General features: G+C 57.5%; 10 protein-coding genes, 2 tRNA genes and 2 rRNA genes. 8 read left to right on the top strand and 6 right to left on the bottom strand.

Annotated features, from left to right (window positions below; translation table 11 throughout):
- Positions 1-147 precede the first annotated feature (147 nt).
- The 6 genes from AB4N73_RS25205 to aptA all read right to left on the bottom strand — a co-directional run bounded on the left by AB4N73_RS25205 (position 148) and on the right by aptA (position 8,649).
- Positions 148-3,041, bottom strand: a 23S ribosomal RNA gene (locus AB4N73_RS25205).
- A gap of 238 nt (positions 3,042-3,279) precedes the next feature.
- Positions 3,280-3,355, bottom strand: a tRNA-Ala gene (locus AB4N73_RS25200).
- Between the two features lie 10 nt (positions 3,356-3,365).
- A tRNA-Ile gene (locus AB4N73_RS25195) sits at positions 3,366-3,442 on the bottom strand.
- A 123-nt stretch (positions 3,443-3,565) separates the two neighbouring features.
- Positions 3,566-5,102 (bottom strand): 16S ribosomal RNA (locus AB4N73_RS25190).
- Together the 16S and 23S rRNA genes with 2 tRNA genes alongside form the textbook arrangement of a ribosomal RNA operon.
- A 629-nt stretch (positions 5,103-5,731) precedes the next feature.
- On the bottom strand, positions 5,732-7,225 hold the full coding sequence (locus AB4N73_RS25185) for a CoA-acylating methylmalonate-semialdehyde dehydrogenase (RefSeq protein WP_041479657.1): 1,494 nt from the start codon (positions 7,223-7,225) through the stop codon (positions 5,732-5,734).
- A gap of 74 nt (positions 7,226-7,299) precedes the next feature.
- Complete coding sequence (gene aptA, locus AB4N73_RS25180; RefSeq protein WP_064362892.1) at positions 7,300-8,649, bottom strand: omega-aminotransferase AptA; 1,350 nt, start codon at positions 8,647-8,649, stop codon at positions 7,300-7,302.
- A gap of 137 nt (positions 8,650-8,786) precedes the next feature.
- Here aptA and AB4N73_RS25175 point away from each other — a divergent pair, with 137 nt between their 5' ends.
- The 8 genes from AB4N73_RS25175 (at position 8,787) to AB4N73_RS25140 (ending at position 17,709) form a co-directional block, all read left to right on the top strand.
- Positions 8,787-9,707 (top strand): LysR family transcriptional regulator, encoded by a 921-nt coding sequence (locus AB4N73_RS25175; RefSeq protein WP_056787796.1) that lies wholly within the window; start codon positions 8,787-8,789, stop codon positions 9,705-9,707.
- Positions 9,708-9,822: 115 nt separating this feature from the next.
- Positions 9,823-11,211 (top strand): uracil-xanthine permease family protein, encoded by a 1,389-nt coding sequence (locus tag AB4N73_RS25170; protein ID WP_252877392.1) that lies wholly within the window; start codon positions 9,823-9,825, stop codon positions 11,209-11,211.
- A gap of 88 nt (positions 11,212-11,299) precedes the next feature.
- Positions 11,300-11,950: a TetR/AcrR family transcriptional regulator gene (locus AB4N73_RS25165; protein WP_024011475.1), complete on the top strand. Its 651-nt coding sequence runs from the start codon at positions 11,300-11,302 to the stop codon at positions 11,948-11,950.
- Positions 11,951-11,957: 7 nt separating this feature from the next.
- The gene (locus AB4N73_RS25160; protein ID WP_125917571.1) at positions 11,958-12,539 is read left to right on the top strand and encodes an IMPACT family protein; all 582 of its coding nucleotides are present in this window, start codon (positions 11,958-11,960) and stop codon (positions 12,537-12,539) included.
- A 612-nt stretch (positions 12,540-13,151) separates the two neighbouring features.
- Entirely contained in the window at positions 13,152-14,699 is a 1,548-nt protein-coding gene (locus AB4N73_RS25155) for an ABC transporter ATP-binding protein (RefSeq protein ID WP_460142692.1), read from the top strand.
- Positions 14,700-14,712: 13 nt separating this feature from the next.
- Positions 14,713-15,819, top strand: coding sequence for an ABC transporter permease (locus AB4N73_RS25150; RefSeq protein WP_460142691.1), 1,107 nt, complete (start codon positions 14,713-14,715; stop codon positions 15,817-15,819).
- The gene (locus AB4N73_RS25145) at positions 15,819-16,745 is read left to right on the top strand and encodes an ABC transporter permease (protein WP_460142690.1); all 927 of its coding nucleotides are present in this window, start codon (positions 15,819-15,821) and stop codon (positions 16,743-16,745) included. The genes AB4N73_RS25150 and AB4N73_RS25145 overlap by 1 nt, the downstream gene beginning before the upstream one ends.
- Before the next feature lie 277 nt (positions 16,746-17,022).
- Positions 17,023-17,709 (top strand): SDR family oxidoreductase, encoded by a 687-nt coding sequence (locus AB4N73_RS25140; protein WP_460142689.1) that lies wholly within the window; start codon positions 17,023-17,025, stop codon positions 17,707-17,709.
- The last annotated feature ends 232 nt before the right edge of the window (positions 17,710-17,941 follow it).

Here is a 17,941-nt window from a genome sequence, read left to right as displayed (position 1 = left end):
GGTACTGACTCGGGACCGGATGGCCTCGCTTCAGCAAATTGGGTATGTGACAGCTAGGTGTTTGTGAATTTCGAACTTTCGGTTCGTTTCGTCTTCACACACCGCAATCTGGTGCCTTTTCAGGTCAGCAAATTGCTTGGGTGTTATATGGTCAAGCCTCACGGGCAATTAGTATTGGTTAGCTCAACGCCTCACAGCGCTTACACACCCAACCTATCAACGTCGTAGTCTTCGACGGCCCTTCAGGGAACTCAAGGTTCCAGTGAGATCTCATCTTGAGGCAAGTTTCCCGCTTAGATGCTTTCAGCGGTTATCTTTCCCGAACATAGCTACCCGGCAATGCCACTGGCGTGACAACCGGAACACCAGAGGTTCGTCCACTCCGGTCCTCTCGTACTAGGAGCAGCCCCTCTCAAATCTCAAACGTCCACGGCAGATAGGGACCGAACTGTCTCACGACGTTCTAAACCCAGCTCGCGTACCACTTTAAATGGCGAACAGCCATACCCTTGGGACCGGCTTCAGCCCCAGGATGTGATGAGCCGACATCGAGGTGCCAAACACCGCCGTCGATATGAACTCTTGGGCGGTATCAGCCTGTTATCCCCGGAGTACCTTTTATCCGTTGAGCGATGGCCCTTCCATACAGAACCACCGGATCACTAAGACCTACTTTCGTACCTGCTCGACGTGTCTGTCTCGCAGTCAAGCGCGCTTTTGCCTTTATACTCTACGACCGATTTCCGACCGGTCTGAGCGCACCTTCGTACTCCTCCGTTACTCTTTAGGAGGAGACCGCCCCAGTCAAACTACCCACCATACACTGTCCTCGATCCGGATAACGGACCTGAGTTAGAACCTCAAAGTTGCCAGGGTGGTATTTCAAGGATGGCTCCACGCGAACTGGCGTCCACGCTTCAAAGCCTCCCACCTATCCTACACAAGCAAATTCAAAGTCCAGTGCAAAGCTATAGTAAAGGTTCACGGGGTCTTTCCGTCTAGCCGCGGATACACTGCATCTTCACAGCGATTTCAATTTCACTGAGTCTCGGGTGGAGACAGCGCCGCCATCGTTACGCCATTCGTGCAGGTCGGAACTTACCCGACAAGGAATTTCGCTACCTTAGGACCGTTATAGTTACGGCCGCCGTTTACCGGGGCTTCGATCAAGAGCTTCGCGTTAGCTAACCCCATCAATTAACCTTCCGGCACCGGGCAGGCGTCACACCCTATACGTCCACTTTCGTGTTTGCAGAGTGCTGTGTTTTTAATAAACAGTCGCAGCGGCCTGGTATCTTCGACCGGCATGAGCTTACGGAGCAAGTCCTTCACCCTCACCGGCGCACCTTCTCCCGAAGTTACGGTGCCATTTTGCCTAGTTCCTTCACCCGAGTTCTCTCAAGCGCCTTGGTATTCTCTACCCAACCACCTGTGTCGGTTTGGGGTACGGTTCCTGGTTACCTGAAGCTTAGAAGCTTTTCTTGGAAGCATGGCATCAACCACTTCGTCACCCAAAGGGTAACTCGTCATCAGCTCTCGGCCTTAAGATCCCGGATTTACCTAAGATCTCAGCCTACCACCTTAAACTTGGACAACCAACGCCAAGCTGGCCTAGCCTTCTCCGTCCCTCCATCGCAATAACCAGAAGTACAGGAATATTAACCTGTTTTCCATCGACTACGCTTTTCAGCCTCGCCTTAGGGACCGACTAACCCTGCGTCGATTAACGTTGCGCAGGAAACCTTGGTCTTTCGGCGTGGGTGTTTTTCACACCCATTGTCGTTACTCATGTCAGCATTCGCACTTCTGATACCTCCAGCAAGCTTCTCAACTCACCTTCACAGGCTTACAGAACGCTCCTCTACCGCATCATCCGAAGATGATACCCGTAGCTTCGGTGTATGGTTTGAGCCCCGTTACATCTTCCGCGCAGGCCGACTCGACTAGTGAGCTATTACGCTTTCTTTAAAGGGTGGCTGCTTCTAAGCCAACCTCCTAGCTGTCTAAGCCTTCCCACATCGTTTCCCACTTAACCATAACTTTGGGACCTTAGCTGACGGTCTGGGTTGTTTCCCTTTTCACGACGGACGTTAGCACCCGCCGTGTGTCTCCCATGCTCGGCACTTGTAGGTATTCGGAGTTTGCATCGGTTTGGTAAGTCGGGATGACCCCCTAGCCGAAACAGTGCTCTACCCCCTACAGTGATACATGAGGCGCTACCTAAATAGCTTTCGAGGAGAACCAGCTATCTCCGAGCTTGATTAGCCTTTCACTCCGATCCACAGGTCATCCGCTAACTTTTCAACGGTAGTCGGTTCGGTCCTCCAGTCAGTGTTACCTAACCTTCAACCTGCCCATGGATAGATCGCCCGGTTTCGGGTCTATTCCCAGCGACTAGACGCCCTATTAAGACTCGCTTTCGCTACGCCTCCCCTATTCGGTTAAGCTCGCCACTGAAAATAAGTCGCTGACCCATTATACAAAAGGTACGCAGTCACAGAACAAAGTCTGCTCCCACTGCTTGTACGCATACGGTTTCAGGATCTATTTCACTCCCCTCTCCGGGGTTCTTTTCGCCTTTCCCTCACGGTACTAGTTCACTATCGGTCAGTCAGTAGTATTTAGCCTTGGAGGATGGTCCCCCCATATTCAGACAAAGTTTCTCGTGCTCCGTCCTACTCGATTTCATGACTAAGAGATTTTCGCGTACAGGGCTATCACCCACTATGGCCGCACTTTCCAGAGCGTTCCGCTAATCTCAAAGCCACTTAAGGGCTAGTCCCCGTTCGCTCGCCACTACTAAGGGAATCTCGGTTGATTTCTTTTCCTCAGGGTACTTAGATGTTTCAGTTCCCCTGGTTCGCCTCTTGCACCTATGTATTCAGTACAAGATAACCATCTTATGATGGCTGGGTTCCCCCATTCAGATATCTCCGGATCAAAGTCTGTTTGCCGACTCCCCGAAGCTTTTCGCAGGCTACCACGTCTTTCATCGCCTCTGACTGCCAAGGCATCCACCGTATGCGCTTCTTCACTTGACCATATAACCCCAAGCAATCTGGTTATACTGTGAAGACGACATTCGCCGAAAATTCGAATTTCTCAACTAAGAGAACTCACAAATTTTACCTTAGCCTGATCCGTTACCAGTGAAAGTAACGTTCAGTCTATCTTTCTATCACATACCCAAATTTTTAAAGAACGATCTAATCAAAAGACTAGAAATCAATATTCAGCTCGAATATTCATTTCTAAACTCTCAAACTTCGAAGCAGTTTATGGTGGAGCCAAGCGGGATCGAACCGCTGACCTCCTGCGTGCAAGGCAGGCGCTCTCCCAGCTGAGCTATGGCCCCATAACAAAATTGGTGGGTCTGGGCAGATTCGAACTGCCGACCTCACCCTTATCAGGGGTGCGCTCTAACCAACTGAGCTACAGACCCAATTTCGAGCTTGTAACTGTTAGCTCAGAGCTATCAGCTTGGAGCTTAAAGCTGCTTCTATCGTCTTCTTCAATGAATCAAGCAATTCGTGTGGGAGCTCATGCAGCAGCTGATGTCGTCGATTAAGGAGGTGATCCAGCCGCAGGTTCCCCTACGGCTACCTTGTTACGACTTCACCCCAGTCATGAATCACACCGTGGTAACCGTCCTCCCGAAGGTTAGACTAGCTACTTCTGGTGCAACCCACTCCCATGGTGTGACGGGCGGTGTGTACAAGGCCCGGGAACGTATTCACCGCGACATTCTGATTCGCGATTACTAGCGATTCCGACTTCACGCAGTCGAGTTGCAGACTGCGATCCGGACTACGATCGGTTTTATGGGATTAGCTCCACCTCGCGGCTTGGCAACCCTTTGTACCGACCATTGTAGCACGTGTGTAGCCCAGGCCGTAAGGGCCATGATGACTTGACGTCATCCCCACCTTCCTCCGGTTTGTCACCGGCAGTCTCCTTAGAGTGCCCACCATTACGTGCTGGTAACTAAGGACAAGGGTTGCGCTCGTTACGGGACTTAACCCAACATCTCACGACACGAGCTGACGACAGCCATGCAGCACCTGTCTCAATGTTCCCGAAGGCACCAATCCATCTCTGGAAAGTTCATTGGATGTCAAGGCCTGGTAAGGTTCTTCGCGTTGCTTCGAATTAAACCACATGCTCCACCGCTTGTGCGGGCCCCCGTCAATTCATTTGAGTTTTAACCTTGCGGCCGTACTCCCCAGGCGGTCAACTTAATGCGTTAGCTGCGCCACTAAGAGCTCAAGGCTCCCAACGGCTAGTTGACATCGTTTACGGCGTGGACTACCAGGGTATCTAATCCTGTTTGCTCCCCACGCTTTCGCACCTCAGTGTCAGTATCAGTCCAGGTGGTCGCCTTCGCCACTGGTGTTCCTTCCTATATCTACGCATTTCACCGCTACACAGGAAATTCCACCACCCTCTACCATACTCTAGCTTGCCAGTTTTGGATGCAGTTCCCAGGTTGAGCCCGGGGATTTCACATCCAACTTAACAAACCACCTACGCGCGCTTTACGCCCAGTAATTCCGATTAACGCTTGCACCCTCTGTATTACCGCGGCTGCTGGCACAGAGTTAGCCGGTGCTTATTCTGTCGGTAACGTCAAAACAGCAAAGTATTAATTTACTGCCCTTCCTCCCAACTTAAAGTGCTTTACAATCCGAAGACCTTCTTCACACACGCGGCATGGCTGGATCAGGCTTTCGCCCATTGTCCAATATTCCCCACTGCTGCCTCCCGTAGGAGTCTGGACCGTGTCTCAGTTCCAGTGTGACTGATCATCCTCTCAGACCAGTTACGGATCGTCGCCTTGGTGAGCCATTACCTCACCAACTAGCTAATCCGACCTAGGCTCATCTGATAGCGCAAGGCCCGAAGGTCCCCTGCTTTCTCCCGTAGGACGTATGCGGTATTAGCGTTCCTTTCGAAACGTTGTCCCCCACTATCAGGCAGATTCCTAGGCATTACTCACCCGTCCGCCGCTGAATCCAGGAGCAAGCTCCTCTCATCCGCTCGACTTGCATGTGTTAGGCCTGCCGCCAGCGTTCAATCTGAGCCATGATCAAACTCTTCAGTTCAAACATCTTTGGGTTTTTAAGAAACCCTAAACTTGGCTCAGCAATCGTTGGTTACATCTTTGATTTCTCGCGGAGTAACTTGTGATGCTGATAATCTTGTTGACTATCAGTCTGACTGCACAAGCACCCACACGAATTGCTTGATTCAGTTGTTAAAGAGCGGTTGGTTAAGATCTTTCGTCTCAACCGAGGCGCGCATTCTACAGCAGCCTCATTTGCTGTCAAGTGATTATTTTCAGAAGTTTTCGAAGAATTCTTCAACAACTTCAACCACTTGCGCTTCCGATCTCTCGTTAGCGGGAGGCGAATTCTACAGCGTTAATCGCTGCTGTCAACACCTCTTTTTCTCCGCTTTCGACCGAGAAGATCGAACCGTTAAAAGAGCCACACATCACTGCTCTTTCAACTCCTTCCAGGCTTCGATGATCTGAAGCAAGTCGCTGCCGAAAACTGCGTAACTCTTTGAATCTCAAGGAGTTTTCCGTTTCGACTGCGCCGGAAGTGGGGCGAATTATAGACCTCTGGAATCTGCCGTCAACACCTATTTTCATATTTCTGTCATATCGGTCAAAAAGCCCCGAAAACGCGAAGGCCGACCTGAAAGGTCGGCCTTCTGCACATCCAGCTACTTATAAGCTAGGGAATGCGAACTGCGAAGCTTCATGGCTTGCACGCTGCGGCCAGCGCTGGGTGATCGCCTTGCGACGAGTGTAGAAGCGCACGCCATCCGGACCATACGCATGCAGGTCGCCAAACAGCGAACGCTTCCAGCCGCCGAAACTGTGATAAGCCACCGGCACCGGCAGCGGCACGTTGACGCCGACCATGCCGACTTCGATCTCGTCGCAGAACAGCCGCGCCGCTTCGCCGTCACGGGTGAAGATGCAGGTGCCGTTGCCGTATTCGTGATCATTGATCAGTTGCATCGCCTCTTCCAGGCTGTTCACCCGCACCACGCACAGCACCGGCCCGAAGATCTCTTCTTTATAGATGCGCATCTCAGGGGTGACGTTGTCGAACAGGCAGCCACCGAGGAAGAAGCCGTCTTCATGACCGGCGACGCTCAGACCGCGACCATCGACCACCAGGGTCGCGCCCGCCGCCACACCGTCATCCACATAACCGCTGACCTTGTCACGCGCCTGACCGGTAACCAACGGCCCCATGTCCAGACCGCACGAGGTGCCCGCGCCGATTTTCAGCGCTTTGATCTGTGGAACCAGTTTCGCCACCAGCGCGTCCGCGACCTGATCGCCAACACACACGGCCACCGAGATGGCCATGCAGCGTTCGCCGCAGGAACCGTAAGCCGCGCCCATCAGTGCACTTACCGCATTGTCCAGATCGGCATCCGGCATCAGTACCGCGTGGTTCTTCGCGCCGCCCAGTGCCTGAACGCGTTTGCCGCGCTTGGTGCCTTCGGCGTAGATGTACTCGGCAATCGGTGTCGAACCGACGAAACTCAGCGCTTTGACTTCCGGCGCTTCGATCAACGCGTCCACCGCTGTCTTGTCACCATGGACCACACTCATCACGCCTTTCGGCAATCCTGCTTCCAGCAGCAACTGGGCGATCAGCAGCGTCGAGCTTGGATCGCGCTCGGATGGCTTGAGGATGAAGCAGTTGCCGCAGACGATCGCCAGCGGGTACATCCACAGCGGGACCATGGCCGGGAAGTTGAACGGGGTGATACCGGCAACAATCCCCAACGGCTGGAAGTCCGACCAGGCATCGATGTTCGGGCCGACGTTGCGGCTGTACTCGCCCTTGAGGATTTCCGGGGCGGCGCAGGCGAACTCGACGTTCTCGATACCGCGCTTCAATTCACCGGCGGCGTCTTCCAGGGTCTTGCCGTGCTCTTCGCTGATCAGTTGCGAGATGCGTGCTTCGTTCTGCTCCAGCAGCTGTTTGAAACGGAACATCACCTGGGCGCGCTTGGCTGGCGGCGTGTTGCGCCAGGCCGGGAACGCGGCCTTGGCGGCATCGATGGCTTTCTGAATGGTGGCCTGGCTGGCCAATGGCAGTTTATGGATCGCCTGGCCGGTAGACGGGTTGAACACATCCACCGCGCGACCGTTCTCGGTCACCAGTTCGCCATTGATCAAATGCGGGATAACGCTCATCGAACACTCCTGAATTCTGGTCCGCAGGCGCCGTGAGAGACGCCGGCACTTTTGTACATATATAGAAGGAAAAATCAGTCGAGCTTGTTCAGCACTTCGCCGACCGCGTCGAACAGACGATCGAGGTCTTGCGGCTTGCTGTTGAAGGTTGGGCCGAACTGCAGGGTGTCGCCGCCGAAGCGTACGTAGAACCCGGCTTTCCACAAGGCCATGCCCGCTTCGAAAGGACGCACGATGGCATCACCGTCGCGCCCGGCAATCTGGATCGCGCCGGCCAGGCCGTAGTTGCGGATGTCGATGACGTTCTTCGAGCCTTTCAGGCCGTGCAGCGCGTTTTCGAAATGCGGCGCGACTTCGGCGACGCTCTGCACCAGGTTTTCCTTTTGCAGCAGGTCGAGTGCTGCAAGGCCGGCGGCACAGGCCACCGGGTGTGCCGAATAGGTGTAGCCGTGAGGGAATTCCACGGCGTATTCCGGCGTCGGCTGGTTCATGAAAGTCTGGTAGATCTCGGAGCTGGCAATCACCGCGCCCATCGGGATCGCGCCGTTGGTGACTTGCTTGGCGATGCACATCAGGTCCGGGGTCACGCCAAAGCTCTCGGCGCCGAACATCGAACCGGTGCGGCCGAAACCGGTGATCACTTCATCGAACACCAGCAGGATGTTGTGCTGATCGCAGATTTCGCGCAAACGCTTGAGGTAACCCTGTGGCGGAACCAGTACCCCGGCGGACCCTGCCATCGGTTCAACGAACACCGCAGCGATATTGGAAGCGTCGTGCAGCTCGATCAACTTCAGCAGCTCATCGGCCAAAGCAATACCGCCCTGCTCCGGCATGCCGCGGGAAAACGCATTGCTCGCCAGCAGCGTGTGCGGCAGGTGATCGACATCCATCATCGCCTGACCAAACAGTTTGCGGTTGCCGTTGACGCCACCGAGGCTGGTGCCGGCGATGTTCACGCCGTGGTAGCCACGGGCACGGCCGATCATTTTGGTCTTGGTCGCCTGACCTTTCAGGCGCCAGTAGGCACGGACCATTTTCACCGCGGTATCGGCGCACTCGGAACCAGAGTCGGTGAAGAACACGTGGTTCAGGTTGCCCGGGGTCAGTTCGGTGATTTTCTCTGCCAACTGGAACGACAACGGATGGCCATACTGGAAACCCGGCGAGTAGTCGAGAGTGCCCAGCTGTTTCGAAACGGCTTCCTGAATTTCCTTGCGGGTGTGCCCGGCGCCGCAGGTCCACAGACCGGACAGCGAGTCGTAGATCTTGCGGCCCTTGTCGTCGAACAGCCAGCTGCCTTCAGCGCCGACGATCAGACGCGGGTCGCGTTGAAAGTTGCGGTTGGCGGTGTACGGCATCCAGTGCGCGTCCAGCTTCAGTTGACTGGCCAGTGGCGACGGCGCGTTTTCAGGCATGTTCATCGGGCAAAACCTCGCAGGGCATAAGCGTCAGGGAGATGGAAAGCGTTGTTGCAGCTAAATTGCCACGGCGATAAAGTCGGTGAAATCCAACTCTTCTAACCTTCAGTTAGATCATCGCTAAACAAAGAGAACAAAAAATGAGCAGCCGCCGCGCCGATCCACTGGCTCAGGTCAGTGACTTTGATATCCGTCTGCTGCGGATTTTTCGCAGTGTCGTGGAATGTGGCGGCTTCTCCGCAGCGGAAACAGTGCTCGGCATCGGCCGTTCGGCGATCAGCCAGCAGATGAGCGATCTGGAACAGCGCCTCGGCTTGCGCCTGTGTCAGCGTGGCCGGGCCGGATTTTCCCTGACCGAGGAAGGTCGTGAGGTGTATCAGTCGGCACTACAGCTGTTGAGTGCACTGGAGAGTTTTCGCACTGAGGTCAACGGACTGCACCAACACCTGCGCGGCGAGCTGATCATCGGCCTGACCGATAACCTCGTTACCCTTCCGCACATGCGCATCACCCACGCCCTCGCGCAGTTGAAGGAACGCGGGCCGGATGTGCAGATCCAGATCCGCATGATTGCGCCGAACGAAGTTGAACAAGGTGTGCTCGACGGGCGCCTGCACGTTGGCGTGGTGCCGCAGGCCAGCGCCTTGTCGGGACTGGAATATCAGCCGTTATACAGCGAGCGTTCGCTGCTGTATTGCGCGGTGGGTCATCCGCTGTTTTATGTCGACGACAAGCAACTCGATGATCAACGCCTCGACAGTCAGGACGCGATTGCGCCGACCTTTCGTCTGCCGGCGGAGATTCAAGCGCACTATCAGGCGCTCAATTGCACCGCCAGTGCCTCTGACCGTGAGGGCATGGCATTTCTGATTCTGACCGGACGCTATATCGGTTATCTGCCGGATCACTACGCCAGCCTTTGGGTGCAGCAGGGGCGTTTGCGTGCGCTCAAGGCCGGCACGCGTTTTTACGATTTGAGTCTGGCATCGGTCACGCGCAAGGGGCGGCGCCCTCATTTGGTGCTGGAAAGTTTCCTGGAGAGTCTGGCCGCGACGCGATAGATAAGCGCGCAGAGCCCAGCCCGGCTGGGCCTCATCGACAGAATCCAGGAATAACCTGAGCAAGTGGACAGGTTTTTGCACAGAAGGGATAACTCTCCTTCAAGAAGCCAAATCCATGCAGCCAGATTCCGATTCGTCCAGTGAACTGATCTACGGCCTCAACGACCGCCCCAAACCACTCGCCGCCATTCTCGCCGCACTGCAACACGTGCTCGCCAGTTTCGTCGGCATCATCACCCCGCCACTGGTGATCGGTTCCGCGCTCGGGCTGACCGCGCATCTACCTTACCTGATCAGCATGGCGCTGCTGGTCTCGGGCGTCGGCACTTTTATCCAGGCGCGGCGACCGTTCGGCATTGGCGCGGGGATGATCTGTCTGCAAGGCACCAGTTTCGCGTTTCTCGGCGCGGTGCTGTCGGCCGGGTTTCTGGTCAAGCAGCGCGGCGGCAGCCCGGAAGATATTCTGGCGATGATTTTCGGCGTGTGCTTTTTCGGCGCAATCGTGCAGATCGTGCTCAGCCGTTTCATCGGTCAGTTGCGCCGAGTGGTCACACCGCTGGTGACCGGCATTGTCATCACGCTGATCGGCATCAGCCTGATCAAAGTCGGCATCACCGATCTCGGTGGCGGCTTCAATGCACCGGACTTCGGCGCACCAGGCAATCTGGCTTTGGGCGTGTTCGTGCTGCTGACGATCATTCTGCTCAACCGTTCGAACACGCCGTGGGTACGACTGTCGGCGATCATCATCGGACTGGTGCTCGGCAGTCTCGCCGCTTGGTTCAGCGGGAAACTGGTCCCGCAGCCGTTGCCTGACTTGCCACTGGTGAGTTTTCCTACGCCGTTCAAGTTCGGTTTCAACTTCGACTGGACCGCTTTCCTGCCGGTCGCGCTGATTTATCTGATTAGCACCATCGAAACCGTCGGCGACCTCACCGCCAATTGCATGCTCGCCCGCCAACCGATCAGCGGCCCTTCTTATATAAGCCGCTTGCGCGGTGGCGTGCTTGGCGATGGCGTGAGCTGCATGATCGCGGCGACCTTCAGCGCTTTCCCCAACACAACGTTCGCGCAGAACAACGGCGTGATCCAATTGACCGGCGTTGCCAGCCGCTACGTCGGTCTGTACATCGGCGCGATCCTGTTCTGCCTCGGCCTGTTCCCGATGATCGGTGCGGTGCTGCAACAGATTCCGAAACCGGTGCTGGGCGGCGCAACGCTGGTGATGTTCGGCGCTGTGGCGGCGGCGGGCGTACGCATTCTCGCGCAGTCACCGCTGGACCGGCGCAGCATGTTGATCATCGCCACTTCGTTCGGCGTCGGCCTCGGCATCGCCGCGCAACCGAACCTGCTGCACCTGCTGCCGAAACTGGTGCAGAACCTGTTCGACTCGGCGATCACCAGCGGCGGGCTGACGGCAATCGTCCTGTGTCTGTTGTTGCCGGAAGGCAAAACCGCTGAGACAAAAAGCCCCGCGTCATTGAACAAGATCGAACAGGCGTAACTGTTTTTCCGCGCAAGGACTTGTCGGATGCCTGTGGGTGCGCTATCAACGCAACTGGTTGCACCCACAGACAATCCCGGAAGTGCCTATGACCTTTGAAGTCCCAGCCCACGGCGGCAAACCCGCCAGCCGCATTCGTCAGAAGAACGAAGAGACCATTCTCAAAGCCGCCGAAGACGAGTTCGCCCGTCACGGGTTCAAAGGCACCAGCATGAACACCATCGCGCAGAATGCCGGGCTGCCCAAGGCCAACCTGCATTACTACTTCACCAACAAGCTCGGTTTGTATGTGGCAGTGCTGAGCAACATCATCGAGTTGTGGGACAGCACCTTCAACACCCTCACTGCCGAGGATGACCCGGCCGAAGCGCTGACCCGCTACATCCGCGCGAAGATGGAATTCTCCCGGCGCCAGCCACAGGCTTCGCGAATCTTCGCCATGGAAGTGATCAGCGGCGGCGAATGCCTGAGCGAATATTTCAATCAGGACTACCGCGCCTGGTTCACCGGGCGCGCGGCGGTGTTTCAGGCATGGATCGATGCGGGCAAGATGGATCCGGTCGATCCGGTGCACCTGATCTTCCTGCTGTGGGGCAGCACCCAGCATTACGCCGACTTCGCCACGCAGATCTGCCGCGTCACCGGGCGCAGCAAGTTGACCAAGCAGGACATGGAAGACGCCGGCAACAACCTGATCCGCATCATTCTCAAAGGCTGCGGCCTCACTCCTTCTCTATAAGACGTTTATGCCTTTCACCCTCAGCGGTTTTTGCGAATACCGCGAAGAGATTCGCAAAAGCCGCTTCATCACTCTGGCGACGCCAATCAGCAGCCCCGCCGACGCGCAGGCATTTTTCGAGCAGCACAGCGATTTGAATGCCACGCACAATTGCTGGGCGTGGAAACTCGGCGCGCAATACCGCAGCACTGACGACGGCGAGCCGGGCGGCACTGCCGGCCGCCCTATTCTGGCGGCGATCGAGGCGCAGGACTGCGATCAGGTCGCGGTGCTGGTGATCCGCTGGTACGGCGGCATTCAACTGGGCACCGGCGGCCTGGCCCGGGCCTACGGCGGTGGCGCCAACAAGTGCCTGCAAGCGGCGGAAAAAATCGAGCTGATCAGCCGCGTGCCGCTCAGTTGCGCCTGCGGATTTGCCGAGTTGGCGCTGGTGAAGTTGCGCGTGGCGGATCTCGGTGGATTGGTGGTGGAGGAAAACTTCACGGCCAATGGGGTTGAGTTGAAATTGGCGGTAGGAGAAGCGCAGATCGAAGTGCTGCAAAGTCAGTTGGCGGATCTGAGCCGTGGGCGGATTTTGTTGCAGCGTTGAGAGTGGAAGATCAAAAGATCGCAGCCTTCGGCAGCTCCTACAGGGGGATCGCATTCCACCTGTAGGAGCTGCCGAAGGCTGCGATCTTTTTGGGGCATTACATGCATTCCATTTTCTGCCGACTTGCCCACATCGGCTGTGCACCCGACTGTGGATAACCTGAGCACATACCGCTGTAACCCTTCTGTCATGCGACTTTGCGCGATTTGTTCACTTTTCGTTCAATTGATCAGACGAAACGAAAAATCAGCGTAAAAACAGATAGTTAACATCGTTTATCACCATTAGAAGAAAGCATCGCAGTGCTTATGCCCGACCTCGGCGCTTGCGCACAATTACTGTGGAACAACCTGTGGATAAGCCGTTCATGACCGTCGCTGTCGCTGGATCTGCCTAGGCCCCAAGTGATTGCTCGTTTTTTAACCAACGTAACACGAGCAAAACTGGAGCCTGTTCAATGGCTTTGCGCTGAATTGGTGCTCGATAGAAAGACAAAACGCCCGCCGATGCGCTGCTGTCGGCACATACGGACTGGCTCCGCAAGCGTTCCTGACTCAATGGCCAGGAAATTGCTTTATCCACAGGCACAACTCCAAGTCAGTCGAGCCTGTCATGTCCATCGCCCCTTCCCCGCCGCGCCTGCAACTGCGCCAGATCAGCAAACGCTACCCCGGTTGTCTGGCCAACGACGCCATCGACCTGAGCATCGCGCCGGGTGAAATCCATGCCCTGCTCGGTGAAAACGGCGCAGGCAAAAGTACGTTGATGAAAATCATCTACGGGGTTACCCAGTGCGACAGCGGTGAAATGCTCTGGCAGGGGCAGCGCGTGCAGATCCGCAACCCGGCACAGGCACGGCAGTTGGGCATTGGCATGGTGTTCCAGCATTTCTCCCTGTTCGAAACCCTCAGCGTCGCGCAGAACATTGCCCTGGCGATGGGCGCGGCGGCCGGCACGCCGAAACAACTGGAGCCGAAGATTCGCGAAGTATCGCGACGTTACGGCATGGCGCTGGAGCCGGAGCGACTTGTCCACAGCCTGTCGATCGGCGAGCGGCAGCGGGTGGAAATCATCCGTTGCCTGATGCAGGACATCCGCCTGTTGATTCTCGACGAGCCGACCTCGGTGCTGACGCCGCAAGAGGCGGACGAATTGTTCATCACCCTGCGGCGCCTTGCCGACGAGGGCTGCAGCATTCTGTTTATCAGCCACAAGCTCGGTGAAGTGCGGGCCTTGTGCCACAGCGCCACGGTGCTGCGCGGCGGTCGGGTAGCCGGGCATTGCCTGCCGGCGCAATGTACGGATCAGCAACTGGCACAACTGATGGTCGGCGAAGCGGCGGCATTGATTGGCGAGTATCCGAAAGTCAGCGGTGGCGCGGCGTTTCTGCAGGTGCAGGGTTTGAGCTGGCACAACCCGGATCCATTCGGCTGCTCGCTGACAGACATCGACCTGCAAGTGCGCAGCGGTGAAATCGTCGGCATCGCCGGGGTCGCGGGCAATGGTCAGGATGAGCTGCTCGCCCTGCTCAGTGGCGAACAAACCTTGCCCCGGGCGCAAGCGGCGACCCTGCGCTTCGCCGAGCGAAACGTCGCTGACCTGCGCCCGGACGCGCGGCGCAAACTCGGTCTGGCCTTCGTGCCGGCCGAACGCCTCGGCCACGGCGCGGTGCCGGAGTTGAGTCTGGCCGATAACGCCCTGCTCAGTGCTTTCCAGCAAGGACTGGTGAGCCACGGGTTGATCCAACGCGGCAAAGTCGAAACCCTCGCGCAGCAGATCATCCAGCGTTTCGGCGTGAAGACCCCGGACACGCAAACCGCTGCGCGCAGCCTGTCCGGCGGCAACTTACAGAAATTCATCCTCGGCCGGGAAATTCTTCAGCAACCGAAACTGCTGATCGCCGCGCACCCGACCTGGGGCGTCGACGTCGGTGCCGCCGCCACCATCCATCGCGCCTTGATTGCCCTGCGCGATGCCGGCGCGGCGATTCTGGTGATTTCCGAAGACCTCGATGAGCTGTTCCAGATCAGCGATCGCCTCGGCGCGCTATGCGGCGGGCGTCTGTCGGCACTGCAAGACACCTGCCTTACACAACTGAGCGATGTCGGCGCGTGGATGGCCGGCCAGTTCGATCACTCACCTGGCGCCGCCTCGGTTTAACGGAGTTCCAACCATGCTGCTTTCTCTCGAACCCCGTGGCCAGCAATCGCGCCTGATGCTGTGGTGCTCGCCGTTATTGGCGGCGGCGCTGACCCTCGGCTGTGGCTCGCTGTTGTTCATCGCTCTGGGCCACGACCCACTGCAGACCTTGCATACGCTGCTGATCGCGCCGGTCAGTGACCTTTATGGCGTGTCCGAATTGCTGGTCAAGGCGCTGCCGATTCTGCTCTGCGCACTCGGCCTGGCGGTGGCCTATCAGGCGCGAATCTGGAACATCGGCGCCGAAGGCCAACTTCTACTCGGCGCGTTGGCCGGTAGTGCTCTGGCAGTGAACGTTATCGACATGCAAAGTCGCTGGGCGCTGGTGCTGATTCTGCTGACCGGCACGCTGGCGGGCGCCGCATGGGCCGGGCTCACCGCATGGCTGCGCACGCGCTTCAACGCCAACGAAATCCTCACCAGCATCATGCTCAACTACATCGCGCTGAACCTGCTGCTGTTCTGCGTGCACGGGCCGTTGAAGGATCCAGCGGGCTTCAATTTCCCGGAGTCGGCGATGTTCGGCGACGCCAGTCGTTTGCCGCTGCTGCTGGAGGACGGCCGCGTGCATGCCGGGGTGTATTTCGCCTTGCTCGCGCTGGTTGCAGTGTGGGTGTTGCTGCAGAAAAGCTTTATCGGCTTCCAGATCAAAGTGCTCGGGCTGGACAAACGTGCGGCAGGTTTTGTCGGCTTTCGCGAGAAGCGCCTGATCTGGCTGGCGCTGTTGATCAGCGGTGCTCTGGCCGGACTCGCCGGGGTCTGCGAAGTGACCGGGCCGATCGGCCAACTGGTGCCGCAGGTGTCGCCGGGCTATGGCTACGCGGCGATCACCGTGGCGTTTCTGGGACGGTTGAATCCGCTCGGCATTCTGTTCTCCAGTCTGCTCATGGCGCTGCTGTACATCGGCGGCGAGAGCGCGCAGATGTCGCTCAATCTGCCGCAAGCGATCACCCAATTGTTCCAGGGCATGATGCTGTTTTTCCTGCTCGCCTGTGACGTGCTGATTCTCTATCGGCCACGCCTGAAACTGCGCTGGAGCCGGCGCGCCTCGACCCCTGTCGTAACCGCCGGAGCGCTGTGATGGATATCGATCTGTTGAGCAATATTTTCTATGCCATGGTCCGCTGCGGCACGCCGCTGTTGCTGGTGGCATTGGGTGAGTTGATCTGCGAGAAAAGCGGCGTCCTCAACCTCGGCCAGGAAGGCATGATGCTGTTCGGTGCGGTGATCGGTTTTATCGTCGCGCTCAACAGCGGCAGCCTGTGGCTGGGTGTGCTGTTGGCGATGTTGGCCGGGATGTTGTTGTCGTCACTGTTTGCCCTGGTCGCGCTGGTGTTCAACGCCAATCAGGTGGCCACCGGGTTGGCGCTGACGATCTTTGGTGTCGGACTTTCGACGTTTGTCGGCGCGGCATGGGTGGGTAAGCCGCTGGCGGGTTTCGAGCCTCTGGCGATTCCGTATCTGAGTGAGATCCCGCTGATCGGGCGGATGCTGTTTGCCCAGGATCTGCTGGTGTATCTGTCGTTCGCGCTATTTGCCTTGGTGGCGTGGGTAATCATCAAAAGTCGTGTCGGCCTGATCATTCAAGCGGTCGGTGAAAACCCGGATGCGGCCAGCGCGATGGGCTTGCCGGTGCTGACCGTACGCACCTTGGCGGTGTTGTTCGGCGGAGCAATGGCCGGGCTGGCCGGGGCCTATCTGTCGCTGGCCTACACGCCGATGTGGGCGGAAAACATGACCGCCGGGCGCGGCTGGATTGCCCTGGCGCTGGTGGTGTTTGCCAGTTGGCGGGTGTGGCGGTTGTTGCTCGGGGCGTATCTGTTTGGCCTCGCCAGCATCCTGCATTTGGTGGCACAGGGATTGGGACTGGCGATACATTCGAGCCTGCTGGCGATGCTGCCGTATGTGGCGACGATTTTGGTGCTGGTGTTGCTGTCCCGCGATGCCGTGCGCACTCGGTTGTATGCGCCGGTTTCGTTGGGGCAGCCGTGGCAATCGGGACATTAGTTGATGTCAGAGCGGGCCTCTTCGCGAGCAGGCTCGCTCCCACAGGGGATCTGAGTGAACGCGGGCATATGTGGGAGCGAGCCTGCTCGCGAAAGCGTCCGCACAGGCAACACTTGAACCACGCCTCATGATTGTTTCTGATCAAACACCCTCGAGAAACTCAAGAAGCCTGGAGTATGCTCCGGGATCAAAGCCTGTTTTTCGCCAAGCGCTGCAACTGTGGCTCGGTCAGGCGTGTCCATTGAAACCTGAATGCTGACTTTCAAGGAAACCCATCATGTCTCAGGCAAAAAACGCACTGATCATCGGCGCCTCCCGCGGCTTGGGCCTCGGTCTGGTGAAGACCCTGCTGGCCGATGGCTGGCAAGTGACCGCGACAGTGCGCAATCCGCAGAAGGCCGAGGCGCTGCAAGCGCTGGGTGACGTGCGCATCGAGAAGCTCGACATGGACGATCAGCAAGCGGTGATCGCTCTGAGCCAGAAGCTCAAGGGCGAAACCTTCGATCTGTTGTTCGTCAACGCCGGGGTCAAAGGCCCGGACGTGCAGACGCCGGGCGGCGCGACCCTGGCCGAGGTCGGGCAACTGTTTTTCACCAACGCGGTGGCGCCGATCAATCTGGCCCAGCGCTTCGTCGGGCAGATTCGCGACGGCAGCGGCGTGCTGGCGTTCATGAGTTCGGTACTCGGCAGCGTGACCATGCCCGATGCGCCGGAGCTGGCGCTGTACAAGGCGAGCAAGGCGGCGCTGAATTCGATGACCAACAGTTTCGTCACGCAACTGGGCGAGCAGAAACTGACCGTACTTTCGCTGCACCCGGGCTGGGTGAAGACCGACATGGGCGGCGAAGGCGCCGATCTCGACGTCGAGACCAGCACCCGCGGGCTGATCGATCAGGTCAATGCGTTTGCCGGCAAGGGCGGGCATCACTTCGTCAATTACAAGGGTGAAACCATTCCCTGGTAAGCACTGATAATCCCGATGTGGGAGCGAGCCTGCTCGCGAATACGATCTGTCAGGTAAATCTGTATCGACTGACATGACGCCTTCGCGAGCAGGCTCGCTCCCACAGGGGGATGATGGTGAATGGTCGGGTGGCGCTTGCCCGATGGGGCGATTTGTTTGAAACTGCGCGCCTCGTCCTTCGCGGCGACCCTGGATCAGCAGACAGGGCAACACTGAGCTGGCAACCCTGAAC

This window comes from Pseudomonas sp. S3_B08 (genome assembly GCF_054667725.1).
The sequence above is the reverse complement of the archived record's forward strand: the minus strand, read 5'-3'. Positions and strand labels throughout refer to the sequence as shown.